Here is a 26911-nt window from a genome sequence, read left to right as displayed (position 1 = left end):
TTTACCGGACCTACAATATCCTCCCCTGTAGGTCAGATAAGCGAATCACTCCGCACCGTGCCCATAAAAAAACCCCGCCGAAGCAGGGTCTATGTGAACTAAAATTCGCTTAGTGACGAGCGCGCACCAGCTGGTACTTACGTGTCAGATACTCCACCGGTACGCTCCAGATGTGCACCAGACGCGAGAACGGGAACAGCAGGAATAACGTCATCCCCAGCACCAGGTGCAGACGGAAGATAAACGCCACACCATCAAGATGTTGAGAAGCGCCACCATGGAAGGTCACCACCGACTGCGCCCAGCCAACCAGTTTCATCATCTCGCTACCGTCCATATGCTGGGCGGAGAACGGAATGGTCAGTAGGCCCAGTGCGCACTGGATAACGAGTAGCGACAGGATCAGGATGTCCGCCCCAGTAGTCGTTGCTCGTACGCGTGGGCTGGTCAAACGACGCTTCAGCAACAGCACGCCGCCAATCAGACACAGCACGCCGCTGGCACCACCAGCAATCATCGCCATTTTCTGTTTCACTTCAATTGGCAACCACGCTTCATACATCCAGTGCGGCGTCAGCATACCGAAGAAGTGGCCGACAAAAATCCCCAAAATTCCGATATGGAACAGGTTCGACGCCAGGTTCATCCCTTTGCGATCCAGCATCTGGCTGGATGCCGCGCGCCAGGTGTACTGCCCGTAGTCATAGCGCAGCCAGCTACCAATCAGGAAGACGGCCCCGGCTATGTACGGGTAGATATCAAAGAAGAACATATTCAGGAATTGCATTAGTGCTGTCCTCCGGTGGTGATATTCAGATATTGCGGCGCGACGGCACCGGCAAAGCGACGCTGATGAGCAGTGATTGCTGAATCACCGCAGCCTTTGTCAGCAAAGAATTTAACCTGCTCTTCTTCCCAGACGGCATCCAGCGCCTGTGGCGTATCGTCGCGCGCTTCATCAGCAATTTTTTCCGCCACTTTGTCGCTGTCGATAGCGGTATTCGCCAGTTTCAGCAGCAGATCAAACAGCACGGCATAACGGCTTTCACGTTGTTGCAGACGCGCGCTCAGCAACGCCAGGATCGGCGCGATATCTTTCAAACCTTCCACGGCTTCGCTTTGCGGCAGCTGCGCCAGATACTCCAGATACAGCGGCAGATGATCCGGTAATTCACGACTGTTCAATTGCAAACCGTGCTGCTCATACTGTGCCAACAAGTCAACCATTGCCTGGCCGCGATCGCGGGATTCACCGTGAACATGCTCAAACAGCAGCAACGACGTGGCGCGACCACGGTCGAACAGTTCGCTGTACTGGGCCTGAGCATCCAGCGGATCCAGCGCTGTTAAATCGCGCAGGAAAATGCCCAGCGCATGGGCATCCTCTTTCGACAGATTTTCCGACGCAGCAATCGCCTCAAACATCTCTTGTTGATGCTGCCATAAGGCAGCATCCGGATATTCCAGGAGACGCGATACAATCACGAATTCGATCATGGGTGCGGCTCCGTTTTACTGGTCACGTCGATGGCATCGATACGGCGGCTGTTGAACAGATTAAATTTGGTATCTGAACCGTGGCAGCCGTCACCAAAGGTAAAGCCGCAGCCATTTTTCTCCGGGAAGGCTTCCCGCGCCAGTTCACGATGACTGCTCGGCACTACAAAGCGATCTTCATAGTTGGCAATCGCCAGATAACGGTACATCTCCTGTGCCTGAGCTTCGGTCAGACCGACCTCTTCCAGCGCACGGGTATCAACTTTACCGTCAACGGTTTCAGCACGTTTGTAATGACGCATCGCCAGCATACGTTTCAGCGCGCGCAGTACCGGTTTGGTATCACCGGCGGTCAGCAGATTCGCCAGATACTGTACCGGGATACGCAGGCTTTCGACGTCTGGCAAAATACCGTTGCTGCCCAGCTCGCCCGCATCTGCCGCAGACTGAATCGGCGACAGAGGTGGCACATACCAGACCATCGGCAACGTGCGATATTCCGGATGCAGCGGCAGCGCCAGTTTCCATTCCATCGCCATTTTATAAACCGGCGACTGCTGTGCGGCTTCAATAACGCTCAGCGGAATACCGTCTTTAATCGCCTGCTCGATGACTTTCGGATCATTCGGATCGAGGAACACGTCCAGCTGACGCTGGTAGAGATCTTTCTCGTTCTCGGTGCTGGCTGCACGTTCAATCGCGTCGGCATCGTACAGCAGCACGCCAAGATAACGGATACGACCGACACAGGTTTCTGAACATACTGTCGGCTGACCGGCTTCGATACGCGGATAGCAGAAGATGCACTTCTCAGACTTACCGCTCTTCCAGTTGAAGTAGATTTTTTTGTACGGGCATCCGGTGATGCACATACGCCAGCCACGGCATTTGTCCTGGTCGATCAGGACGATGCCATCTTCTTCACGCTTGTAAATCGCACCGCTCGGGCAGGTCGCCACACATGCCGGGTTCAGGCAGTGTTCGCACAGGCGTGGCAAATACATCATGAAGGTGTTTTCGAACTGGCTATACATCGCCTTCTGGATGTTGTCGAAGTTCTTGTCTTTCGCCAGTTTGTCAAACTCGCCGCCCAGGTCATCTTCCCAGTTTGGCCCTTTTTCGATTTTCGCCATCCGTTCGCCGGTAATTAGCGAACGTGGACGGGCAATCGGCTGCGATTTGCTGCCTTCCGGCGCGGTATGCAGGTTCTGATAGTCAAAATCGAACGGCTCGTAATAATCGTCGATCCCCGGCAGATGCGGGTTAGCGAAGATTTTACCCAGCAGCATGGCGCGGTTACCCATGCGCGGTTGCAGTTTGCCGTTGATTTTACGGATCCAGCCGCCTTTGTATTTCTCCTGGTTTTCCCAGTCTGTCGGGAAGCCCTGGCCCGGCTTGGTTTCCACGTTGTTGAACCACGCGTATTCCACGCCTTCACGGCTGGTCCAGACGTTTTTACAGGTCACTGAACAGGTGTGGCAACCGATGCACTTATCCAGATTCAGCACCATGCCGACTTGTGAACGAATTTTCATTTTACGCTCTCCTGTACCTGGTCATTGCCTTCGCCATCTAACCAGTCAATGTTCTTCATCTTACGCACTACAACAAATTCATCGCGGTTAGAACCTACAGTGCCGTAGTAGTTAAAGCCGTATGCCAGATGGGCATAGCCGCCGATCATATGCGTCGGTTTCGGCGTGATACGGGTGACCGAGTTATGAATACCGCCGCGCTGACTGGTGATTTCTGAACCAGGCAGGTTAACGATACGTTCCTGCGCGTGGTACATCATGGTCATCCCTGCCGGAACACGCTGGCTGACAACCGCACGGGCAGTCAGTGCACCGTTGCTGTTGAAGACTTCAATCCAGTCGTTATCGGCGATACCCAGCTCTTTGGCATCGGCTTCACTCAACCAGACTACCGGACCACCGCGACCTAAAGTCAGCATCAGCAGGTTGTCGCTATAGGTGGAGTGGATACCCCATTTCTGGTGCGGTGTCAGGAAGTTGAGCGCTTTTTCCGGATTACCGTTAGATTTCTGACCCATCACTTCTTTCACCGAACGGGTGTCGATCGGCGGACGATAAACCAGCAGGCTTTCACCGAAATCACGCATCCACTGATGATCCTGATACAGCTGCTGACGGCCAGAGAGCGTACGCCACGGGATCAGCTCGTGAACGTTGGTGTAACCGGCGTTGTAAGAAACATGTTCATCTTCAAGGCCAGACCAGGTCGGGCTGGAGATGATTTTGCGCGGCTGCGCCTGAATGTCACGAAAGCGGATCTTCTCGTCTTCTTTATTCAGCGCCAGATGCGTATGGTCACGACCGGTAAACTCGCTCAATGCCGCCCAGGCTTTCACGGCCACCTGGCCGTTGGTTTCTGGTGCCAGCGTCAGGATCATCTCTGCTGCATCAATTGCGGTGTTGAGCATCGGCTGGCCTTTCGCCGGACCTTCCGCTTTGGTGTAGTTGAGCTTACGCAGCAGATCCATCTCGCTCTGGGTGTTCCAGGCAATCCCTTTACCGCCGTTACCGATTTTCTCCATCAGCGGGCCGATAGAGGTAAAGCGTTCGTAAGTTGCCGGATAATCGCGCTCTACGACCATAATGTGCGGTGCAGTTTTACCTGGGATCAGGTCGCATTCGCCTTTTTTCCAGTCTTTCACATCCAGCGGCTGCGCCAGTTCAGCGACAGAGTCGTGCTGGATCGGCAGCGTAACGATGTCGGTTTCTTTGCCCAGATGACCAACGCACACTTCGGAGAATTTCTTCGCGATGGCTTTGTAGATTTCCCAGTCGCTTTTCGCTTCCCAGGCCGGATCGACCGCAGCAGACAGCGGGTGAATAAACGGATGCATATCCGAAGTATTCATGTCGTCTTTTTCGTACCAGGTCGCCGTCGGCAAAATGATGTCGGAATAGAGACAGGTGCTCGACAGACGGAAGTCCAGCGTCACCACCAGATCCAGCTTGCCTTCCAGACCGTTGTCCTGCCAGTCCACTTCTTCCGGCTTCACGCCGCCCTGCTGACCCAGGTCTTTACCCTGGATACCGTGCTCCGTCCCCAGCAGGTACTTGAGCATAAACTCATGACCTTTACCGGAAGAACCGAGCAGGTTAGAACGCCAGATGAACAGGTTACGCGGGTGGTTTTTACCGTTTTCTGGTTGTTCTGCCGCAAAACGGATAGAACCCTCTTTCAGGGATTTCACCGTATAGTCCACCGGATTCATCCCGGCTTTTTCTGCTTCGCGAGCGATAGTCAGCGGGTTAGTGCCTAACTGCGGCGCAGACGGCAGCCAGCCCATGCGTTCCGCACGGACGTTAAAGTCGATCAGATGTCCGGTATAGCGGGATTTATCCGCCATCGGCGACAGCAACTCTTCCGCAGTCACGGTTTCATAACGCCACTGGCTGGAGTGGTTATAGAAATAAGAGGTGCTGTTCATGTGACGAGCCGGACGCTGCCAGTCAAGGGCAAACGCCAGCGGCTGCCAGCCGGTTTGCGGACGCAGTTTTTCCTGACCTACATAGTGCGCCCAGCCACCACCGCTCTGACCGACGCAGCCGCAGAAAATCAGCATGTTGATCAGACCGCGATAGTTCATATCAAGGTGATACCAGTGGTTCAGACCTGCACCAACGATGATCATTGAACGACCGTGGGTCTTATCAGCGTTGTCAGCAAATTCACGGGCAATGCGGATAATCTGGCTGCGAGAAACGCCAGTGATCTGCTCGGCCCATGCAGGGGTGTAGGCTTTCACGTCGTCATAGCTGGTTGCGCAGTTAACGTCGTTCAGACCACGTTCCAGACCGTAGTTTGCCAACGTCAGATCATAAACGGTCGTCACCAGTGCAGTGCTGCCATCAGCCAGTTGCAGGCGTTTCACCGGCAGCTTGTGCAGCAGCACGTTTTCCAGTTCCACTTTGTTGAAGTGTTCCGTGCCGTCGCCACCAAAGTATGGGAAGCCCACTTCAGCGATCTCATCCTGGCTACCCAGCAGGCTCAGTTGCAGCTCGGTTTCTTCGCCAGTTTTGCCGTCGCGCTGCTCAAGATTCCATTTGCCCTTCTCGCCCCAGCGGAAGCCAATAGAACCGTTCGGCGCAACCATTTCTCCATTGGTATTAAAGGCGACAGTTTTCCATTCCGGATTGTTTTCCTGGCCCAGCGCATCAACCAGATCAGCAGCGCGCAGCATACGACCTGCGGCGTAGTAACCGTCGCGTTCTTCCAGCATCACCAGCATCGGCATGTCGGTGTAGCGACGCACATAGTCGGTGAAATACTGGCTTGGGTTGTCGAGGTGGAATTCACGCAGCATCACGTGGCCCATCGCCAGCGCCATTGCTGCGTCGGTGCCCTGCTTCGGTGCCAGCCACAGATCGCACAGTTTGGCGATTTCAGCGTAGTCCGGCGTGACGGCAACGGTTTTGGTGCCTTTGTAGCGCACTTCAGTAAAGAAGTGAGCATCCGGGGTACGCGTCTGCGGCACGTTTGACCCCCAGGCGATGATGTAGCTGGAGTTGTACCAGTCAGCAGATTCCGGTACGTCAGTTTGCTCGCCCCAGGTTTGTGGAGACGCAGGAGGCAGATCGCAGTACCAGTCGTAGAAGCTTAAGCAAGTACCGCCAAGCAGCGAGAGATAACGCGCACCCGACGCGTAAGAAACCATCGACATTGCCGGAATTGGCGAGAAGCCAGCGACACGGTCCGGGCCGTAGTTTTTGATGGTGTAAACGTTAGATGCGGCGATCAGTTCGTTCACTTCCTGCCAGGAAGAACGAACAAAACCACCGCGTCCACGCGCCTGCTTAAAGCTTTTCGCTTTATCGGCGTCTTCAATGATAGAAGCCCATGCCTCAACCGGATCGCTATGCAGCACCTTCGCTTCACGCCACATTTTCATCAGGCGTTTGCGCATCATCGGGTATTTCAGACGGTTGGCGCTGTAAAGATACCAGGAGTAGCTGGCACCGCGCGGGCAGCCGCGAGGTTCATGGTTTGGCAGGTCCGGGCGAGTACGCGGATAGTCAGTCTGCTGGGTTTCCCAGGTGACCAGACCGTTTTTAACGTAGATTTTCCAGCTGCAGGAGCCGGTGCAGTTTACCCCATGGGTAGAGCGGACGATTTTGTCATGCTGCCAACGCTGGCGATATCCATCCTCCCAGTCACGGTTGGTATTGAGAAGCTGGCCATGCCCATCGGCAAAGGTTTCGCCCTTCTGTTTGAAGTAGCGAAACCGGTCCAGGAATTTACTCATCGGTTTTCTCCTGTGGGAGCCTGTCGGCCCTCTGATAAATCGACATTGCTAATGTTTAAGGGCAAGGTAACGCTCTGAAACAGCGTGGGAATTGATAACGATCAAGTGTGATGGGGATGAAAAATAAAGTAAATTCCTAAGATACCCCTTTAGGATAATTAACAGTTACAGCATAAAAGACTGTAAATTAAGGCATTTTATACCTGTAGTTATTTAAACTATTAAGAATTTTATGCAGATGGGTATTAAGGAGTATTCCCCATGGGTAACATATTAATGGCTCTTAATGAAATCCGGCGAAATAAGCCATATAACATTAGTATGTTGTAACTAAATGATGCATAAAAAAAGCGCGACATCATGCCGCGCAAAGGATAATCAAATATTAAGATTTATTTTTTAGAATGCCGACCATATACCGCCCAGGTAATCACTACGCAGGCGATATAGAAAATCAAAAATACTTTCATTGCGCCGACTGGCGAACCCGTTAATGCCAGCGAGCTACCGAACGCTTTCGGGATAAAGAAGCCACCAATCGCGCCAATCGCAGAGATGAAACCCAGCGCAGCCGCCGTGTCGGTTGCCGCTTCACGCATCGCACGTTCGTCAGAACCCCCTTCTGCTTTCACGCGATCCATTGTCAGTTTACGGAAGATCACGGAAATCATCTGGAAAGTGGAACCACTACCCAGCCCAGCTGTCAGGAACAGCGCCAGGAAGACTGCGAAGAACGCCATGAAGCTTCCGCCCTGTCCGTCAGTCGGTAAGGTCAGGAACAGCAGGCCGCTGAAAATCGCCATCAGGATAAAGTTCACCAGTGTGACACGAGTTCCGCCCAGACGGTCAGATAATGCACCACCTGCAGAACGCGCCAGCGCACCAATAAACGGCCCGAAGAAAGCGTATTGCAGAATCTGAACATCCGGGAACTGCGTTTTTGACAGCATCGCAAAGCCCGCGGAGAAGCCGATGAAGGAGCCGAAGGTTGCCAGATACAGCAGGCTCATAATCCACAGATGACCCCGTTTGAGTACCGGCAACTGCTCCTTGATGGAGGCTTTCGAGGTAGCAAGATCGTTCATGCCAAACCACGCCGCAATGGTGAAGATGGCAAGGAACGGCACCCATACCCAGGACGCATTCGCCAGATACAGCTCAGTCCCATCCGGCTGTTTGACACCCTGGCTACCAAATACTGCGAAAATCGACAGTGATACCACCAGCGGAGCAACCAACTGCATGACGCTGACGCCCATGTTGCCCAGACCACCATTCAGACCCAGCGCGCCACCCTGCTTCTGTTTCGGAAAGAAGAAGCTGATGTTTGCCATACTGGATGCGAAGTTCGCGCCAGCAAAGCCACACAGCAGAGAGATGATGATGAAGACGCTATAAGGCGTGGAGGTATCCTGCACGGCAAAACCCAGCCAGACGCAAGGAATAATCAGAATACCGGTGCTGAACGCCGTCCAGCGACGACCACCGAAGATAGGAACCATAAAGGAGTATGGAACACGTAACAACGCGCCAGAAACCGAAGGCAGCGCCGTCAACATAAATAGCTGATCGGTCGTAAAATTAAAACCGACTTTCGGTAAGTTCACCGCAACAGCACTGAATAACATCCATACGCAAAACGCCAGCAGCAGACAGGGAACGGAAATCCACAGGTTGCGGCTGGCAATACGTTGACCGCGTTGTTGCCAGAACGCAGGATCTTCCGGTCGCCAATCTGTAATGACAGCTCCAGTAGCCCTTTCGGGGGCGGATGAGTGACTCATAGACACCTCTGATACTCGTTTCGATGTCTGCCACCTTAGTGTCTGTAGCTAAAGGCAATTTGATGTAAATCAAACGATAAGATAACTTTATCTATCATTGATATTTATCATTACCCATAGTGAGTACAGTGATTTCATAAAAATTATGAGATTTTTCACGGTGCTGTAAAATCCCTACCCTTACCGATGTAAAGCGACTTACCACGCGGCAAATAAGGAGTAACTCTTTCCGGGTATGGGTATACTTCAGCCAATAGCCGAGAATACTGCCATTCCAGAATGTATCGTCACATTCATTAAGGTTATTGCTCATTTAAAGCCTGAAGGAAGAGGTTTGCATGCTTAAACGTTGTCTCTCTCCGCTCACCCTGGTTAATCAGGTTGCGCTTATTGTGTTGCTTTCTACTGCTATTGGACTGGCGGGGATGGCGGTTTCTGGCTGGCTGGTACAAGGCGTTCAGGGCAGCGCCCATGCGATCAACAAAGCGGGATCGCTGCGCATGCAAAGTTACCGTCTGTTGGCAGCAGTGCCATTAAGCGAGAAAGACAAGCCCTTAATTAAAGAGATGGAACAAACAGCATTTAGCGCCGAGTTAACCCGAGCAGCAGAACGAGACGGACAACTGGCGCAATTACAGGGTTTACAAGATTACTGGCGTAATGAACTGATCCCTGCGCTAATGCGTGCACAAAACCGCGAAACGGTGTCAGCGGATGTCAGCCAGTTTGTTGCCGGGCTTGATCAACTGGTATCTGGTTTTGACCGCACCACGGAAATGCGCATTGAGACAGTGGTGCTGGTCCATCGGGTAATGGCGGTATTTATGGCACTTTTACTGGTGTTCACTATTATCTGGTTGCGGGCGCGACTGCTACAACCGTGGCGGCAGTTGTTGGCAATGGCGAGTGCCGTCAGCCATCGCGATTTTACCCAACGCGCGAACATCAGCGGACGCAACGAAATGGCTATGCTTGGAACTGCGTTGAACAATATGTCTGCAGAACTGGCGGAAAGTTACGCCGTACTTGAGCAGCGGGTTCAGGAGAAAACCGCCGGGCTGGAACATAAAAATCAGATCCTCTCTTTTTTATGGCAGGCCAACCGCCGTTTGCATTCCCGCGCCCCGCTGTGTGAACGCCTGTCACCTGTACTCAACGGCTTACAGAATTTAACCCTGCTACGTGATATCGAACTGCGGGTGTATGACACTGATGATGAAGAGAATCATCAGGAGTTTACCTGCCAGCCAGATATGACCTGCGATGATAAAGGCTGTCAGCTCTGCCCGCGCGGTGTACTCCCCGTTGGCGATCGCGGCACAACCCTGAAGTGGCGGCTGGCTGACTCTCATACGCAGTACGGTATTTTGCTGGCAACCCTGCCGCAGGGGCGTCATCTTAGTCATGATCAACAACAACTGGTGGATACCCTGGTTGAACAACTCACCGCCACGCTTGCGCTGGATCGCCATCAGGAACGTCAGCAACAGTTGATCGTGATGGAAGAGCGTGCCACCATTGCGCGCGAACTGCATGATTCTATTGCCCAATCTCTCTCTTGCATGAAGATGCAGGTGAGTTGTTTACAGATGCAGGGCGATGCGCTGCCAGAAAGCAGCCGCGAACTGTTAAGTCAGATCCGTAACGAACTGAATGCATCCTGGGCGCAGTTGCGTGAATTGCTCACCACATTCCGCTTGCAGCTCACCGAGCCTGGATTACGTCCGGCACTGGAAGCGAGTTGCGAAGAGTACAGCGCCAAATTTGGCTTCCCGGTGAAGCTGGATTATCAATTGCCGCCTCGTCTGGTGCCTTCGCATCAGGCAATCCATCTGTTGCAAATTGCCCGTGAGGCATTAAGTAACGCCCTCAAACATTCGCAAGCGAGTGAGGTCGTGGTGACAGTGGCGCAAAACGATAATCAGGTCAAACTGACCGTCCAGGATAACGGCTGCGGCGTGCCTGAAAATGCCATCCGCAGCAATCACTACGGCATGATAATAATGCGCGACCGTGCGCAAAGTTTACGAGGCGATTGCCGCGTCCGCCGTCGTGAATCAGGTGGCACCGAAGTGGTGGTCACCTTTATTCCCGAAAAAACTTTCACAGACGTCCAAGGAGATACCCATGAGTAATCAGGAACCGGCTACTATCCTGCTGATCGACGATCACCCGATGCTGCGAACTGGCGTAAAACAGCTTATCAGTATGGCACCAGATATCACCGTGGTTGGCGAAGCGAGTAATGGCGAACAGGGTATTGAACTGGCGGAGTCTCTTGATCCCGATTTGATCTTGTTAGATCTCAATATGCCCGGCATGAACGGTCTGGAAACGCTGGATAAACTGCGCGAAAAGTCCCTCTCCGGGCGCATTGTGGTATTCAGCGTCTCTAACCATGAAGAAGATGTGGTCACCGCACTGAAACGCGGCGCGGATGGCTATCTGTTAAAAGATATGGAACCGGAAGATCTGCTGAAAGCATTGCATCAGGCTGCTGCTGGCGAAATGGTATTAAGCGAAGCATTAACGCCTGTTCTGGCCGCCAGCTTGCGCGCTAACCGTGCCACTACTGAACGCGATGTTAACCAGTTAACCCCACGCGAGCGCGATATTCTCAAGCTGATTGCCCAGGGTTTGCCGAACAAGATGATTGCCCGCCGCCTGGACATCACCGAAAGCACAGTAAAAGTGCACGTCAAGCACATGCTGAAGAAAATGAAGCTCAAGTCTCGCGTGGAAGCAGCAGTATGGGTGCATCAGGAGCGCATTTTCTGATTACGGTTCCCAGCGCAGTTCGTCGTTTGACAAAGCGTCGAACGGTTCGACAAGCGTTAGCGTGATCTCATTGGAGGAGACACGCTGCCCCTGGTTATCTTCCACCACTACAGACAATCGCCAGTGATTGCTTGCCCCTTCCCCGTTCTGCCAATCAGGCATGATCAGCGTCCAGCCCTCCGCGCTATTGGCTTGTGCGCCCGGCGTCAAACTTAATATCTGCGTATCGCCCTGCCAAATCAGTTGCCGAATACCATAACGACTGCGGATTTGTAATTTCAGCGGCACTGTTTCGCCAGGTTTTAGATCCCACGGCGGTGTCGCCAGAAACACCGTTAACGTTTTTCGCTGTCGGTACTCAAGAGTCGGTAGATTATTTCGCTGCGGATTATCATAGCGACTACCACGTAACGACTGACTTTCGGCAACCTCGCCCGCAGAAAGTTGTTTTTTGAGTGGTACACCAAAACGGTAGTTAAGATTCAGCCCGAGGTTATTTTGATTCTCGCCGCTTTCACCCTGTTTATGCTGGGCCGTCACCGTGACTAATGGCACTGGGGTATAATTTAATCCCAGACTCAACGCGACGGGATTGTGATAACCCGTACCAGAGTTAAATAAATCAACGCGATCACCAAAATACTGTTCTACGCTGACGCTGGTATTGAGGTGTTGATAGAACGGCATGCGCATCCGGGCCGTCAGATCGTACCCGCGCGCCATCCTTTGTTCTTGTATGGCTGTCTGTTCATGCCATGTAGCAAACGGCTGATAATAGTTTGCTGATAGCCGCAAATATTCGCCCCACGCTTCGGCGCCAAGGCCTGCTCGCTGAAGATTTTCGTCCAGCAAGTTGTCATAAAAGGTGTTATACCCCACCAGCCAGTTGCCGCGCGCCCAGCGTTGCCCAACTCCAAGATTGCTCACCAGCCCATCATCCTGCTGAGTAAGACCAAGCTGGATCCAGGTGAGATAACGATCATTATCCTGTAAAGGCACAAACCAACTTCCGCGACTGCCGGTGAAATGACCTTCGTTATCTACTTTGACGTCAACACTGGCATTTCCCCACGGTGATAGCCAAGATTCCAGGTGCTGATTAACCTGCTGACTAAGCGCGTCACGGACTTTTCCCAATGCGAAAGCTTTTGCCTGCTCGCCAGTATCCAGCCCGTTATCATTCATACTGGTTTCGCCGAAATCTTTCACAATTTCAGCAAAGTGTTTTTCCCCATCATGATTTTCGGGAGCCATGCCTAAATCCGGCAGACCATCATTGTTATTATCAAAGGGATTTGCCGCTTTTTGCTCGAAGGTAGATTGTGCGTTAGCTGTACCGCCTGCCGCCAGCAAGAGTAAATAAAACGGAATAATGCGAGGAACGAAACGGCTCAAAACGTCGGTAACTTCCGGTAAAAAATGAAAAACCATAGCCTTAAAGAATAACGATTACTGGCAACTTTTGTCGTATTTTCTCGCGCTTTCAGGAAAATCCTTAAAAATGTGACCGATTGGTCAGACGCTGCAGAAGCAGTAAGATAGAAGATAAGTGTCTAATTCCCTGAATACAGGAGTAAATAATGCAAAAAATCGTGATCGTTGCCAATGGCGCACCTTACGGGAGCGAATCCTTGTTTAACAGCTTGCGGCTGGCCATTGCGTTACGAGAGCAGGAGAACAATCTGGATCTGCGTCTGTTCCTGATGTCTGATGCGGTCACAGCCGGGTTGCGCGGGCAAAAACCAGGGGAAGGCTACAACATTCAACAAATGCTGGAGATCCTTACCGCTCAGAATGTACTGGTGAAATTGTGCAAAACCTGTACCGACGGGCGCGGGATTAGTACACTTCCTCTGATTGATGGGGTGGAAATCGGTACTCTTGTGGAACTGGCGCAATGGACGCTGTCAGCCGATAAAGTGCTCACATTTTAATGTTTGAGGGGGGCGTCTGACGCCCCACTATGAGGGAAGTTTACTCAGGCGAATCCCGGCCGTAACACACCATCCGGATAATTCTCCGCCAGCAGTTTTTTTACCGATACCAGCAAATCATTCAGCCCATCGTCCTGCATTCCCAGTTTGATAAGCTCCTGTTCCAGTGAAAACAGGTATTGTGCGTTGGTTCCCAGTGGACCGCTCGCCGCCGCAATCAACGGCGCGATGACCTGAGCGCGAGTGTCAGATTCATATTCTGGATGTCGCGGGTCCATAATAAACACAATGGCGTTTACTGTGCGTCCATCATCAAGATCAAGCTGACACCAGGTTGGCAGATAACAGCCGGTAATCATCTCGCGCTTCCACAACAGGGTTAGTTCCTGCTCCAGCGTCTCTTCTGGCAGTCGATAGGCGACGCCTGTGGTGCGTCCGCCCTCTTTCAGTGCAAGCATCCGTCCCGGCTGGTGCGCAGTCCCGCGCCCGGCGGTCAGGCGCAGGCAAAACGCGCGATGCCATCCAACCAGTGTACCAGTGCACGACTCGGTAAACTCCAGTGCCGGATTCCACATCAACGATCCATAACCGAAGATCCACACCGGTCCCTCATCAGGTCGACAAGCCAGCGTCGCCGCCAGCTAAGCCGCCCGTTGCTCTGCTGACCATAAGAGTGATTCTTCAATGGCACCAAATGCCGTTTTACAATCGGCATTCATCAAGAAATCACGCGTTATCACCTTACACCTCCGCCACTGCATACTTCCCTGCGACAACTTTTTGGTGTCTTCCGGACATTTTACTGCTCATTTTGAAACCATTAACGGGACAATATGCAATCCACGGACCACTTGCAAGGCAACACCGCACGAATAGCTTTAACTAAGCTACCGGTTTTACGATTTTTTATGCCATTTATCATCATCCCCTTTGGCATATTCATGCTTCACAGCAGCCCAGGCCACTTTATGCGCGGTTTCTTCGCGACTGGCGTCATCACGCCGATCTTCTTTATCTTTATATTGATCCCATGCGCTGTTGAACGCTTCTTTATAGATATCCTGAGCATGAGACGGTAGCACGTGCTTTACGCTTTCCGGCAGATCGCTTTTCGTTTTATACGGCATCGTTGACTCCTTTACAAAGTTGAACATTAAGTGTGGTCAACAATATCCACTCTTGCCAAAACATAAGAATTTTCATGTCAGACTCTTCTTAAGAAACGCTAAAACAAACATTGTCTAAACGCATTGCTTATTTTTATGGCCCGATGAGTAAAAAATCGACAGTGGGGTAAAAATTCGTAAAATGTTACCGATATCCAGACACTTTCTGTTATTTTTCCTACCTATTTTTTACATTTTCGATAAATTCATCTGCAAAGGGATAACCATAATGTCAAATGCTCAAGAGGCGGTAAAAACCCGCCACAAGGAGACTTCGCTTATTTTCCCGGTTCTGGCGCTGGTAGTGCTGTTCCTGTGGGGAAGCAGCCAGACACTACCAGTGGTCATTGCCATCAATCTTCTTGCTCTTATTGGTATTTTAAGTAGCGCCTTTAGTGTTGTCCGTCATGCGGACGTATTAGCCCATCGCATGGGAGAACCTTACGGTTCGCTTATTCTTAGCCTTTCAGTGGTTATTCTTGAAGTCAGTTTGATTTCAGCTTTAATGGCAACCGGCGACGCCGCGCCAACGCTAATGCGTGATACGCTCTATTCAATCATTATGATTGTTACCGGTGGGCTGGTTGGCTTTTCATTATTGTTGGGCGGACGCAAGTTTGCCACACAATATATGAATCTGTTTGGTATCAAGCAGTATTTAATTGCGCTGTTCCCCCTGGCGATAATCGTACTGGTATTTCCAATGGCTCTGCCTGTGGCAAATTTTTCAACCGGTCAGGCGTTACTGGTAGCATTAATTTCTGCGGCAATGTATGGCGTATTTTTGCTGATCCAGACCAAAACGCATCAAAGTTTATTTGTTTACGAGCACGAAGATGACAGTGATGATGACGACCCGCACCACGGTAAACCGTCTGCCCATAGCAGCCTGTGGCATGCTATCTGGTTGATTGTCCATCTGATTGCCGTTATTGCAGTCACCAAAATGAACGCCAGCCCGCTGGAGACATTGCTCGACAGCATGAATGCCCCTGTCGCCTTTACTGGCTTCCTGGTGGCTCTGTTGATTCTGTCGCCGGAAGGTTTAGGTGCGTTAAAAGCAGTGTTGAACAACCAGGTCCAGCGCGCGATGAATCTGTTCTTTGGTTCAGTGTTAGCAACCATTTCGCTTACCGTACCTGTCGTCACGCTAATTGCCTTTATGACGGGTAACGAATTGCAGTTTGCACTTGGTGCGCCAGAAATGGTGGTGATGGTGGCCTCTTTAGTGCTGTGCCATATCTCCTTCTCCACCGGACGTACTAACGTGCTCAATGGCGCAGCGCATCTGGCACTGTTTGCCGCCTATTTGATGACGATATTTGCCTGACAGTTATATCTCCTCCGATGACAGAAATCGGGGGAGATAATATAAATTCCTGCTTATTGTATTTCTTCATACTACCTGAACAGGTCGTTAATCAGAATTGCGAGCCTGTACCACAACCTGCACGAAACCACTGCAACAGCTGTTGAAAAGCCGGAATGTACTCTTTATTGCAAACATTTCAGGGATGAAGTGAAGATGAATTGAGACGTAATATCCACACCAAGCCGGCGTTATCCGGTGAGGCGCAATGTTGCGGGGGCTTTATCCCTGGTGGCATTGGTTGCTGGAAAGAGAAAACCCCCGCACGTTGAGAGGTAAAACCTGACAACAGAACGGGGGCTAATCTTGAACCATCAACAATTCAAGAATAGCTGCAAAATGTTGTCATTACAACAAGGCGGCTATATGACGCTCGCGCAGTTTGCCATGATTTTCTGGCACGACCTGGCGGCACCGATCCTGGCGGGGATTATTACCGCAGTGATTGTCAGCTGGTGGCGTAACCGGAAGTAAGGTGAAAACGGGCGTCAGGCTGCCGTGATGGCAATATGCGCCCGAAACCAGCCGCAGGGGTAACAGCCTGCGGCCTTTTTTGTCTTTATCTCTTCTGCAAGTAAATATTGGCAACCCGAGCTGGAAGCATCATCCAGAGCACTCATGAAACGACTGTAACAACTGTTGAAAAACCGGAATGCACTCTTCATTGCAAACATTTCAGGGATGAAGTGAAGATGAATTGAGACGTAGTATCCACACCAAGCCGGAGTTATCCGGTGAGGCGCAATGTTGCGGGGGCTCTATCCCTGGTGGCATTGGTTGCTGGAAAGAGAAAACCCCCGCACGTTGAGAGGTACAACCTGACAACAGAACGGGGGCTAATCTTGAAACCAGACACTTCAAGAATAGCCGCAAAATGTTGTCATTACAACAAGGCGGCTATATGACGCTCGCGCAGTTTGCCATGACTTTCTGGCACGACCTGGCAGCACCGATCCTGGCGGGAATTATTACCGCAGCGATTGTCAGCTGGTGGCGTAACCGGAAGTAAGGTGAAAACGGGCGTCAGGCTGCCGTGATGGCAATATGCGCCCGAAACCGGCCGCAGGGGTAACAGCCTGCGGCCTTTTTTGTATCCGGCCCCATGAAAAAAGCCTTAACGCAGAATGGACTGACCCATAACGCTAAGGCTTTTGTTTTCAAACAAAAAAAGATTACTTGCTGGTATCCAGTTCTTCGAAACCTTTCACCAGATCATCAATCGCTTTCATCTGCTTGAGGAACGGTTCCAGTTTAGCCAGCGGCAGCGCGGATGGACCATCACATTTCGCATGTTCCGGATCCGGATGCGCTTCAATAAACAGCCCAGCCAGACCTACCGCCATACCGGCCCGTGCCAGCTCAGCCACCTGAGCACGACGACCACCAGAAGCTGCACCAAACGGATCGCGGCATTGCAGTGCGTGGGTAACGTCGAAAATCACCGGCGAGTTACCAGAGACTTTCTTCATTATACTGAAGCCCAGCATATCAACGACCAGATTGTCGTAACCGAAGTTAGCGCCACGGTCACAAAGAATCACTTTATCGTTGCCGCCTTCTTTGAATTTATCAACGATATTACCCATTTGGCCTGGGCTGACGAACTGTGGTTTCTTGACGTTAATTACCGCACCGGTTTTCGCCATTGCCTCCACCAGGTCAGTCTGGCGAGCAAGAAACGCTGGCAACTGAATCACATCCACGACATCAGCAACGGGCTGTGCCTGGCTTGGCTCGTGAACGTCAGTGATAATTTTTACGCCAAATGTCTGTTTCAGTTCCTGGAAGATTTTCATCCCTTCTTCCAGACCTGGTCCACGATAAGAGTGGATAGAGGAGCGGTTGGCTTTGTCAAAAGAGGCTTTGAACACGTAAGGGATACCCAGTTTCTGGGTCACGGTTACGTAGTGCTCGCAAATGCGCATCGCCAGATCGCGAGATTCCAGCACGTTCATACCGCCAAACAGCACGAACGGCAGATAATTTGCTACGTTGATGTCGCCAATGCTAACCACTTTTTGTTTCATAGGATCGCCTTAATCTTGAGTAAAATGTCGATTAATTAATGCAGCACAATATGTTTATGCGCGATGTTATTTATTTGCGCACGGATCATTTCGCTGATCGGGTCTTCCGGACACTGTTCAACGAAATAACTTAAATCGTTCAACGCAACGTGTTCGCAATCCAGTTGCGCATAAATCAACCCGCGATCGCGAATTTCATAGGGATCTTCCGGGTTAAATTGTAATAAAGCTTCGCTGGTGCGTAATGCCAGCTCCATCTGATTTTCTTCCATCAACGAGGCTTTGAGTGTGTCCAGCAATTTGCGGATTACCTCAATGTTATCAGCTTCATCAAGATCTTCATAAAACAGTTCCGCTGACGGGCTGATATTTCCCTTTAACCAAACGTCCAGCATATGTTCGCTTAACGATTCACCGTTAAAAGGATTAATCAGCCAAATTTCGCCATCCGGACATTCAATGCGCAATATCAGCTGCGTCGGGAAAATCACCGGCAGCAGCGGCAAATCAAGACGATTAGCGACCCACAATAAAACGGCGCCTAATGATACCGCACTGCCCTGCCGATTCTTTAACACCTGGTCCAGCCATAATGCATCGGAAAGACGATAAACGCCGCGTGAGGCTTTAAATCCCCAGTCGCCGTAAAACAGCGCGATCAGTTTTTCCAGCTGCTCTTCTAAAGGCAGAAGCTGGCTGATTTCTTCCTTCGCCAGAGTAACGAGACGCTCCAGTTCGTCGTAAACATCTTGCGAGGGAAAATCGCGGCGGATTGCTTCGCAAGCCAAGATCATGCCTTCGCACAATGGCGCTTTATTAAATTCGAAATCAGCTAACGATCTCATGACTTACCCCAGTAACGGTACTTTTGTGGTGGCGAGTTTAATGATGATGTACAGCACCACCAACGCCAGCGGGAAGGCAATAATGCGCGCCTGCTGACTGTGCATACGACGATAATCGAGTGCAATAAAACCCAAAACGATATAAATGATAACTCCAAACAGCTTTTCAGTCAGCCACTGTGCCTGCCCGGAAAATGGCAGGATGTGCGCTTTAGCCATCAACGCAATGCCGCTTAACAATAACACCGTATCGACAACCGGCGGCACAATGCGCGTCCAACGAGCAAATGCCTGTGGATGCTTCTGATAACGTAGCCAGAAACGTAAGGTTAATAGCCCTACAGAAAGCGCAATGCTAATGAGATGAACGCTAAGCAGTGTAGAAAAACTTGTCATTGATAATAGCGGCCGAGCGTTACGCGCTCGTTATCACCATAGTCCCGACAGGTTTCGACGTCATGATATCCCGCGTGGATAAATGCCTGTCGCACCGCTTCGCCCTGCTGCCAGCCATGTTCCAGAAGCAGAAAGCCGCCGGATACCAGCGCGTTACGCGACTGTTCGATGATATGCACGATGTCTGCCATTCCACTGTCTGCCGCAACCAGCGCAGTGAGCGGCTCAAAGCGGACATCGCCTTGTTGAAGATGTGGATCCTGCTCGTCAATATACGGCGGATTGCTGACAATCATCGCAAACTGCTGCCCGGCTAGCGCGCTAAACCAGTCGCTTTGCAGAATATGGATATTTTTGATCGCCAGATGCTGGGCATTACGTTGTGCCAGAGAGACAGCATCTGGCATACGATCTACAGCGGTAATTTCACAGTCCGGGCGCTCGCTAGCCAGCGCCAGCGCAATCGCCCCGGTACCCGTCCCGAGATCGAGAATACGGCAAGGCTGTTCAGGCAACCGCGCCAGTGCCTGCTCCACCAGACACTCCGTATCCGGGCGCGGAATTAAGGTCGCTGGCGAAACAAATAACGGCAGCGACCAGAATTCTCGCACCCCGGTTAAATGAGCAATAGGTTCACCATCGCGACGACGCGTCAGTAGCGCATCAAGTTGCTGACATTGTTCGTCAGTCAGCTGCGTTTCACCAAAGGCGAGAATAAAAGTACGCCCTTTGCCGGTAACATGCTCCAGCAGGATTTCAGCATCACGCCGCGGGCTTTCGCTCGCCTGAAGTTGGCTTATTGCTTCACGTAACCAGTGTTGATATTCCATTATTCCTGCTCGGACAACGCCGCCAGTTGATCGGCCTGATGTTCCTGGATAATCGGTTCAATCAGCATATCCAGCTTACCTTCCATCACTTCATCCAGACGGTAGAGCGTCAGGTTGATGCGGTGATCGGTAACGCGCCCCTGCGGGAAATTGTAAGTACGGTTACGGTCGCTGCGATCGCCACTCCCCAGCAGGTTACGACGGGTAGACGCTTCGGCCTGTTGCCGTTTTGCCATTTCTGCAGCGTGGATGCGAGCACCAAGTACAGAAAGTGCTTTAGCTTTGTTTTTATGTTGTGAACGTTCGTCCTGACATTCAACAACAATCCCGGTCGGCAAGTGGGTAATACGGATTGCCGAATCGGTGGTGTTAACGTGCTGACCACCAGCTCCTGAAGAGCGGAAAGTATCAATGCGCAAATCTGCTGGGTTGATGTCCGGCAGTTCTGCGTCAGGCAGTTCTGGCATTACCGCAACGGTACAAGCAGAAGTATGAATTCGACCCTGCGATTCCGTAGCAGGCACACGCTGCACGCGATGACCGCCAGATTCGAATTTCAAACGACCATATACACCATCACCGCTAATTTTGGCGATGATCTCTTTATAGCCACCATGTTCACCCTCGCTGGCGCTCATGATTTCTACACGCCAGCGGCGGGCTTCGGCGTAACGGCTGTACATACGGAACAGATCGCCAGCGAAGAGCGCCGCTTCGTCGCCGCCGGTTCCGGCACGGACTTCGAGGAAGGCGTTACGTTCGTCATCAGGATCTTTTGGTAGTAACAGAACCTGTAATTGCTGTTCCAGTTGCTCGCTTTTTTCTTTAGCTTCGCGCAGTTCATCCTGCGCCATCTCACGCATTTCAGGATCGTCGAGCATCATCTGTGCGGTTTCGATATCTTCCTGAACCTGTTGCCAGTCGGTAAAACAGCGCGAAACATCACTTAACTGCGCATATTCGCGTGATAATGCGCGAAAACGTTCCTGGTCGGCGATAGTTTGCGCGTCACCTAGCAACGCCTGAACTTCTTCATGGCGTTCATGCAGGGCTTCCAGTTTGGCAACGATAGAAGGCTTCATAGGCGTAAATGCACCCTGTAAAAAAGAAAATGATGTACTGCTACTCCAGCCCGAGGCTGTCGCGCAGAATATTCAGGCGTTCGTTATCCCCGTCACGGGCGGCCTGTTGAAGTGATTTCGTTGGCGCATGGATCAAGCGGTTAGTCAGTTTCCATGCCAGATCCTGCATAATGGCTTGCGCGTCGCCGCCCTGCTCAAGGGCCGCTAACGCTTTGGCGGTTAACTCATCGCGAACTTGCTCTGCCTGGCTGCGATACTCGCGAATGGTTTCGCTGGCGCTTTGTGCACGCAGCCACGCCATAAATTCGCTGGTTTCCTGGGCGACAATAGTTTCCGCCTCAACTGCTGCGGCTTTACGCTGCGCCAGGTTGTGCGAAATAATGCTTTGTAGATCGTCAACACTATAAAGGTAAGCATTCGCCAGTTTGCCAACTTCCGGCTCAACATCGCGCGGAACGGCAATATCTACCAACAGCATCGGTTGGTTGCGACGGCTTTTTAATGCGCGCTCCACCATGCCTTTACCGATAATCGGCAACGGACTGGCGGTAGAACTAATAATGATATCGGCTTCGCGCAGACGTTCGTCAATATCGCTCAAGGCAATCACTTCTGCGCCGACTTCATCTGCCAGAATTTGGGCGCGTTCGCGAGTACGGTTGGCGATAATCATCTTCTGTACTTTGTGTTCACGTAGATGACGCGCCACCAGCTCGATAGTCTCACCCGCGCCAACTAGCAGTACCGTCACCGTAGAGAGCGATTCAAAGATCTGACGCGCCAGCGTACAAGCCGCAAAAGCGACAGACACAGCGCTGGCACCGATATCGGTTTCAGTACGAACGCGTTTTGCGACAGAGAAAGATTTCTGGAACATGCGCTCCAGTTCGCTGGCCTTCATATGGCCTTTTTGCGAATCGGCAAACGCCTTTTTAACCTGACCGAGGATCTGCGGTTCCCCCAGAACCAGTGAATCCAGGCCGCTGGCAACACGCATTAAATGGCTAACTGCATCGTTATCCTGATGCCAGTAGAGGCTTTTACGCAGATCGTCTTCATTGAGATTATGGTAATCGCAAAGCCAGCGGATTAACGCCTCTTGCAGGTTATCCTGCTCTTCAACGCTAAGATAAAGTTCTGTGCGGTTACACGTCGACAGTACCACGCCGCCCTGCACCATCGGCTGCGCAAGCAGGCTGTCAAGCGCCTGATCGAGCTTATCCGGCGAAAACGATACACGTTCTCGCAGCGATACAGGAGCCGTTTTATGGTTGATACCGAGTGCTAAAAGGGTCATGTCTGCGGGAAATAATACCAACGTTGATAGGGTTAGTCTGCTCGCATCATACAGGATGCGCGAGATCAATAAAAGAGAGTGCCCCCTTTTGGAGTAATTGCCGAAAGCCGTTAGATTCTGGCAATTAAGACAACTTGAACATAGACGATAGCGGACGGTAACGCTAGCATTAAGGGTTATAACTGCAACGTATCTCAAGGACTTGTCATCATTATGCCCCTGCCCGATTTTCGTCTTATCCGTCTGCTACCACTGGCTGCTCTCGTGCTTACTGCCTGTTCCGTTACCACGCCGAAAGGTCCTGGCAAAAGCCCGGATTCGCCACAATGGCGTCAGCATCAGCAAGACGTGCGTAATCTTAATCAGTATCAGACTCGCGGTGCATTCGCTTATATTTCTGATCAACAAAAAGTCTACGCCCGCTTTTTCTGGCAACAAACCGGCCAGGATCGCTATCGTCTGCTACTGACTAACCCATTGGGCAGCACCGAACTGGAGCTGAATGCTCAGCCGGGTAACGTGCAGTTAGTCGACAATAAAGGGCAGCGTTACACCGCCGATGACGCCGAAGAGATGATTGGCAAATTGACCGGAATGCCGATTCCGCTCAACAGTTTGCGTCAGTGGATTTTAGGTTTACCGGGTGATGCAACCGACTACAAACTGGACGATCAATATCGCCTCAGCGAAATCACCTACAGCCAAAACGGCAAAAACTGGAAAGTTGTTTACGGTGGTTATGGCACCAAAACGCAACCTGCGATGCCAGCCAATATGGAACTCACCGATGGTGGTCAGCGCATCAAGTTAAAAATGGATAACTGGATAGTGAAATAATGCGGACACAGTGGCCCTCTCCGGCAAAACTTAATCTGTTTTTATACATTACCGGTCAGCGTTCGGACGGTTACCACACGCTGCAAACGCTGTTTCAGTTCCTGGATTACGGCGACACCATCAGCATTGAGCTTCGTGACGATGGGGATATTCGTCTGTTAACCCCCGTTGAAGGCGTGGAACATGAAGATAACCTGATCGTTCGCGCAGCACGGTTGCTGATGAAAACAGCAGCCGCCAGCGGGCGTCTTCCTACGGGAAGCGGTGCAGAAATCAGTATTGACAAGCGTTTGCCGATGGGCGGCGGTCTGGGTGGTGGTTCATCCAATGCCGCGACGGTGCTGGTGGCATTAAACCATCTCTGGCAATGCGGGCTAAGCATTGATGAACTGGCGGAAATGGGGCTGACGCTGGGCGCAGATGTTCCTGTCTTTGTTCGGGGGCATGCCGCGTTTGCCGAAGGCGTTGGTGAAATACTAACGCCGGTGGATCCGCCAGAGAAGTGGTACTTGGTGGCGCACCCTGGTGTAAGTATTCCGACACCGGTGATTTTTAAAGATCCTGAACTCCCGCGCAATACGCCAAAAAGGTCAATAGAAACGTTGCTAAAATGTGAATTCAGCAATGATTGCGAGGTTATCGCAAGAAAACGTTTTCGCGAGGTTGATGCGGTGCTTTCCTGGCTGTTAGAATACGCCCCGTCGCGCCTGACTGGGACAGGGGCCTGTGTCTTTGCTGAATTTGATACAGAGTCTGAAGCCCGCCAGGTGCTAGAGCAAGCCCCGGAATGGCTCAATGGCTTTGTGGCGAAAGGCGTTAATCTTTCCCCATTGCACAGAGCCATGCTTTAAGCCGGGCAAGCTGAGTTTCGGTGACAACGTCACCTTGTTCCAGACGTTGCATCGCGCTCTTTAATACACCGCCTGGAAAGAATCATGCCTGGCCCGCACAGTTTTCGGCAGATTCTTTCCACCAATGGACGCATGCCTGAGGTTCTTCTCGTGCCTGATATGAAGCTTTTTGCTGGTAACGCCACCCCGGAACTAGCACAACGTATTGCCAACCGCCTGTACACTTCACTCGGCGACGCCGCTGTAGGTCGCTTTAGCGACGGCGAAGTCAGTGTACAAATCAACGAAAATGTACGCGGTGGTGATATTTTCATCATCCAGTCCACTTGTGCCCCTACTAACGACAACCTGATGGAATTAGTCGTTATGGTTGATGCCCTGCGTCGTGCTTCCGCAGGTCGTATCACCGCTGTTATCCCCTACTTTGGCTATGCGCGCCAGGACCGTCGCGTCCGTTCCGCTCGTGTACCAATCACTGCGAAAGTGGTTGCAGACTTCCTCTCCAGCGTCGGTGTTGACCGTGTGCTGACAGTGGATCTGCACGCTGAACAGATTCAGGGTTTCTTCGACGTTCCGGTTGATAACGTATTTGGTAGCCCGATCCTGCTGGAAGACATGCTGCAGCTGAATCTGGATAACCCAATTGTGGTTTCTCCGGACATCGGCGGCGTTGTGCGTGCCCGCGCTATCGCTAAGCTGCTGAACGATACCGATATGGCAATCATCGACAAACGTCGTCCGCGTGCGAACGTTTCCCAGGTGATGCATATCATCGGTGACGTTGCAGGTCGTGACTGCGTACTGGTCGATGATATGATCGACACTGGCGGTACGCTGTGTAAAGCTGCTGAAGCTCTGAAAGAACGTGGTGCTAAACGTGTATTTGCGTACGCGACTCACCCGATCTTCTCTGGCAACGCGGCGAACAACCTGCGTAACTCTGTAATTGATGAAGTCGTTGTCTGCGATACCATTCCGCTGAGCGATGAAATCAAATCACTGCCGAACGTGCGTACTCTGACCCTGTCAGGTATGCTGGCCGAAGCGATTCGTCGTATCAGCAACGAAGAATCGATCTCTGCCATGTTCGAACACTAATCGAACCCGGCTCAAAGACCCGCTGCGGCGGGTTTTTTTGTCTGTAATATCCATTTGTATGACCTATGCCTCCTTCACCTGCCATTTAGTTGACAGATGATGCGCTCACGGATGAAACATTATTGTGAACAAAATATTTTCCTCACATGTGATGCCTTTCCGCGCTCTGATCGACGCTTGCTGGAAAGAAAAATATACTGCCGCACGGTTTACCCGTGACCTGATTGCCGGGATAACCGTCGGGATTATTGCTATCCCGCTGGCGATGGCGTTGGCTATTGGTAGTGGTGTGGCACCCCAGTACGGTTTATATACCGCAGCTGTTGCGGGGATTGTCATTGCTCTGACGGGTGGGTCACGCTTTAGCGTTTCCGGTCCGACTGCGGCATTTGTGGTAATTCTCTATCCCGTTTCGCAACAGTTTGGACTGGCAGGACTGCTGGTCGCGACACTCATGTCAGGTGTCTTTTTGATCCTGATGGGGCTGGCACGTTTTGGACGCTTGATTGAATATATTCCGGTTTCCGTGACCTTAGGTTTCACCTCGGGTATCGGGATCACCATCGGTACCATGCAGATTAAAGATTTTCTCGGTCTGCAAATGGCCCATGTCCCGGAGCATTATCTACAAAAAGTCGGCGCATTATTTATGGCGTTGCCGACCATTAATGTGGGTGATGCTGCCATTGGCATTGTGACGCTTGGCATTCTGGTTTTCTGGCCGCGTCTGGGCATTCGTTTGCCTGGTCACCTTCCGGCCTTGCTGGCTGGTTGCGCGGTGATGGGAATTGTTAACCTGCTCGGCGGACATGTTGCTACCATCGGTTCGCAATTCCACTACGTCCTGGCCGATGGTACTCAGGGTAACGGTATTCCGCAACTGCTGCCACAGCTGGTACTGCCGTGGGACCTGCCTAATTCAGAATTCACGCTAACCTGGGATTCTATTCGCACACTGCTGCCTGCGGCATTCTCAATGGCAATGCTCGGCGCAATCGAATCTCTGCTCTGTGCCGTGGTACTGGATGGTATGACCGGAACGAAACACAAAGCGAACAGTGAACTGGTTGGACAGGGGCTGGGGAATATTATCGCTCCGTTCTTTGGTGGTATTACCGCTACAGCTGCCATCGCGCGTTCTGCCGCTAACGTCCGTGCCGGGGCTACTTCCCCTATCTCGGCGGTGATCCACTCTATTCTGGTTATTCTTGCCCTGCTGGTACTGGCACCGCTGCTCTCCTGGCTGCCGCTTTCCGCCATGGCGGCCCTGCTGTTGATGGTGGCGTGGAACATGAGTGAAGCGCACAAAGTGGTCGACTTGCTGCGTCATGCGCCGAAAGATGACATCATCGTCATGCTACTGTGTATGTCATTGACCGTGCTGTTTGATATGGTTATTGCCATCAGCGTGGGGATCGTGCTGGCATCGCTACTGTTTATGCGTCGTATCGCACGTATGACTCGCCTGGCACCGGTAGTCGTAGACGTTCCAGACGATGTTCTGGTTCTGCGCGTTATTGGCCCGCTGTTCTTTGCTGCCGCTGAAGGCTTGTTCACGGACCTGGAGTCACGTCTTGAAGGCAAACGGATTGTGATTCTGAAGTGGGATGCCGTTCCGGTGCTTGATGCTGGTGGCCTTGATGCGTTCCAGCGTTTTGTGAAGCGTCTGCCCGAAGGATGTGAACTGCGCGTGTGTAACGTGGAATTCCAGCCGCTGCGCACTATGGCTCGCGCAGGGATTCAACCGATCCCGGGACGCCTGGCGTTCTTCCCGAATCGTCGCGCGGCGATGGCGGATTTATAAGTACGAAATTGACCAGTCAGCGCAAACTGACTGGTCAGCAA

At 51.7% G+C, this 26911-nt stretch carries 23 protein-coding genes and 1 pseudogene; 10 read left to right on the top strand and 14 right to left on the bottom strand.

All coding sequences use genetic code 11. From position 1 onward, the window contains the following. Positions 1-109: 109 nt before the first annotated feature. The 5 genes from narI to narK all read right to left on the bottom strand — a co-directional run bounded on the left by narI (position 110) and on the right by narK (position 8556). Positions 110-787 (bottom strand): respiratory nitrate reductase subunit gamma, encoded by a 678-nt coding sequence (gene narI, locus QUE34_RS07695; RefSeq protein ID WP_103253931.1) that lies wholly within the window; start codon positions 785-787, stop codon positions 110-112. Then, positions 787-1497: a nitrate reductase molybdenum cofactor assembly chaperone gene (gene narJ / locus QUE34_RS07690; RefSeq protein ID WP_286338946.1), complete on the bottom strand. Its 711-nt coding sequence runs from the start codon at positions 1495-1497 to the stop codon at positions 787-789. Before narJ ends, narI begins: the two co-directional genes overlap by 1 nt. Then, a complete protein-coding gene (gene narH / locus QUE34_RS07685; RefSeq protein WP_000702650.1) occupies positions 1494-3032 on the bottom strand; it encodes a nitrate reductase subunit beta in 1539 nt (512 codons plus the stop codon). The genes narJ and narH overlap by 4 nt, the downstream gene beginning before the upstream one ends. Continuing rightward, positions 3029-6772 (bottom strand): nitrate reductase subunit alpha, encoded by a 3744-nt coding sequence (locus QUE34_RS07680; RefSeq protein ID WP_105268691.1) that lies wholly within the window; start codon positions 6770-6772, stop codon positions 3029-3031. Before QUE34_RS07680 ends, narH begins: the two co-directional genes overlap by 4 nt. A 392-nt stretch (positions 6773-7164) precedes the next feature. After that, entirely contained in the window at positions 7165-8556 is a 1392-nt protein-coding gene (narK, locus tag QUE34_RS07675; protein WP_000019836.1) for a nitrate transporter NarK, read from the bottom strand. A 338-nt stretch (positions 8557-8894) separates the two neighbouring features. Between narK and narX the strand changes: the two genes are divergently transcribed. After that, positions 8895-10691: a nitrate/nitrite two-component system sensor histidine kinase NarX gene (narX, locus tag QUE34_RS07670; RefSeq protein ID WP_000918073.1), complete on the top strand. Its 1797-nt coding sequence runs from the start codon at positions 8895-8897 to the stop codon at positions 10689-10691. Next, positions 10684-11334, top strand: coding sequence for a two-component system response regulator NarL (gene narL / locus QUE34_RS07665; protein WP_000070491.1), 651 nt, complete (start codon positions 10684-10686; stop codon positions 11332-11334). Before narX ends, narL begins: the two co-directional genes overlap by 8 nt. Here narL and ychO read toward each other — a convergent pair whose 3' ends face one another. Then, a complete protein-coding gene (gene ychO, locus QUE34_RS07660) occupies positions 11335-12729 on the bottom strand; it encodes an inverse autotransporter invasin YchO (RefSeq protein ID WP_103253934.1) in 1395 nt (464 codons plus the stop codon). 185 nt (positions 12730-12914) lie between these two features. Here ychO and ychN point away from each other — a divergent pair, with 185 nt between their 5' ends. After that, complete coding sequence (ychN, locus tag QUE34_RS07655; RefSeq protein WP_103253929.1) at positions 12915-13268, top strand: DsrE/F sulfur relay family protein YchN; 354 nt, start codon at positions 12915-12917, stop codon at positions 13266-13268. Between the two features lie 44 nt (positions 13269-13312). On the opposite strand, the pseudogene chaC reads toward ychN, so the two are convergent. Together chaC and chaB are read right to left on the bottom strand one after the other, a co-directional pair. After that, positions 13313-14008 (bottom strand): annotated as a pseudogene (gene chaC, locus QUE34_RS07650) (glutathione-specific gamma-glutamylcyclotransferase). A gap of 156 nt (positions 14009-14164) precedes the next feature. Next, complete coding sequence (gene chaB, locus QUE34_RS07645; RefSeq protein WP_001146444.1) at positions 14165-14395, bottom strand: putative cation transport regulator ChaB; 231 nt, start codon at positions 14393-14395, stop codon at positions 14165-14167. 268 nt (positions 14396-14663) lie between these two features. Here chaB and chaA point away from each other — a divergent pair, with 268 nt between their 5' ends. From chaA to QUE34_RS07630, 3 genes are all read left to right on the top strand, one after another. Beyond that, positions 14664-15764 (top strand): sodium-potassium/proton antiporter ChaA, encoded by a 1101-nt coding sequence (chaA, locus tag QUE34_RS07640; protein ID WP_103253928.1) that lies wholly within the window; start codon positions 14664-14666, stop codon positions 15762-15764. 405 nt (positions 15765-16169) lie between these two features. After that, the gene (locus QUE34_RS07635; RefSeq protein ID WP_000170956.1) at positions 16170-16277 is read left to right on the top strand and encodes a type I toxin-antitoxin system toxin Ldr family protein; all 108 of its coding nucleotides are present in this window, start codon (positions 16170-16172) and stop codon (positions 16275-16277) included. A gap of 427 nt (positions 16278-16704) precedes the next feature. Further along, positions 16705-16812 (top strand): type I toxin-antitoxin system toxin Ldr family protein, encoded by a 108-nt coding sequence (locus QUE34_RS07630; RefSeq protein WP_000170965.1) that lies wholly within the window; start codon positions 16705-16707, stop codon positions 16810-16812. Between the two features lie 163 nt (positions 16813-16975). On the opposite strand, the gene kdsA is transcribed toward QUE34_RS07630, so the two are convergent. From kdsA to hemA, 6 genes are read right to left on the bottom strand one after another with little or no spacing between them, the layout of a single operon-like run. Next, positions 16976-17830 carry a 3-deoxy-8-phosphooctulonate synthase gene (kdsA, locus tag QUE34_RS07625; RefSeq protein WP_103253927.1) on the bottom strand — a complete coding sequence of 285 codons (855 nt, stop codon included), beginning with the start codon at positions 17828-17830 and terminating at the stop codon, positions 16976-16978. 35 nt (positions 17831-17865) lie between these two features. After that, the gene (gene sirB1, locus QUE34_RS07620; RefSeq protein ID WP_001257058.1) at positions 17866-18675 is read right to left on the bottom strand and encodes an invasion regulator SirB1; all 810 of its coding nucleotides are present in this window, start codon (positions 18673-18675) and stop codon (positions 17866-17868) included. Between the two features lie 3 nt (positions 18676-18678). Next, the gene (sirB2, locus tag QUE34_RS07615; protein ID WP_000200378.1) at positions 18679-19071 is read right to left on the bottom strand and encodes an invasion regulator SirB2; all 393 of its coding nucleotides are present in this window, start codon (positions 19069-19071) and stop codon (positions 18679-18681) included. After that, positions 19068-19901, bottom strand: coding sequence for a peptide chain release factor N(5)-glutamine methyltransferase (prmC, locus tag QUE34_RS07610; protein WP_000456456.1), 834 nt, complete (start codon positions 19899-19901; stop codon positions 19068-19070). Before prmC ends, sirB2 begins: the two co-directional genes overlap by 4 nt. Further along, on the bottom strand, positions 19901-20983 hold the full coding sequence (gene prfA, locus QUE34_RS07605) for a peptide chain release factor 1 (RefSeq protein ID WP_000804726.1): 1083 nt from the start codon (positions 20981-20983) through the stop codon (positions 19901-19903). The genes prmC and prfA overlap by 1 nt, the downstream gene beginning before the upstream one ends. Before the next feature lie 40 nt (positions 20984-21023). Next, complete coding sequence (gene hemA, locus QUE34_RS07600; protein WP_001353262.1) at positions 21024-22280, bottom strand: glutamyl-tRNA reductase; 1257 nt, start codon at positions 22278-22280, stop codon at positions 21024-21026. Positions 22281-22493: 213 nt separating this feature from the next. On the opposite strand from hemA, the gene lolB reads away from it, so the two are divergent. The 4 genes from lolB (at position 22494) to dauA (ending at position 26870) form a co-directional block, all read left to right on the top strand. Next, the gene (gene lolB, locus QUE34_RS07595) at positions 22494-23117 is read left to right on the top strand and encodes a lipoprotein insertase outer membrane protein LolB (protein ID WP_103253926.1); all 624 of its coding nucleotides are present in this window, start codon (positions 22494-22496) and stop codon (positions 23115-23117) included. Then, positions 23117-23968, top strand: a complete 852-nt coding sequence (ispE, locus tag QUE34_RS07590; RefSeq protein ID WP_001260356.1) for a 4-(cytidine 5'-diphospho)-2-C-methyl-D-erythritol kinase — start codon at positions 23117-23119, stop codon at positions 23966-23968. The genes lolB and ispE overlap by 1 nt, the downstream gene beginning before the upstream one ends. A 150-nt stretch (positions 23969-24118) precedes the next feature. Beyond that, a complete protein-coding gene (prs, locus tag QUE34_RS07585) occupies positions 24119-25066 on the top strand; it encodes a ribose-phosphate diphosphokinase (RefSeq protein ID WP_001298109.1) in 948 nt (315 codons plus the stop codon). 124 nt (positions 25067-25190) lie between these two features. Next, on the top strand, positions 25191-26870 hold the full coding sequence (gene dauA / locus QUE34_RS07580) for a C4-dicarboxylic acid transporter DauA (protein ID WP_072039634.1): 1680 nt from the start codon (positions 25191-25193) through the stop codon (positions 26868-26870). Positions 26871-26911: the final 41 nt, after the last annotated feature.

It is taken from the genome of Escherichia sp. KS167_9B (genome assembly GCF_030295215.1).
GTDB lineage: Bacteria > Pseudomonadota > Gammaproteobacteria > Enterobacterales > Enterobacteriaceae > Escherichia > Escherichia coli_F.
Note: the sequence above shows the minus strand (reverse complement) of the source record. Positions and strands in the feature narration are given on the sequence as shown.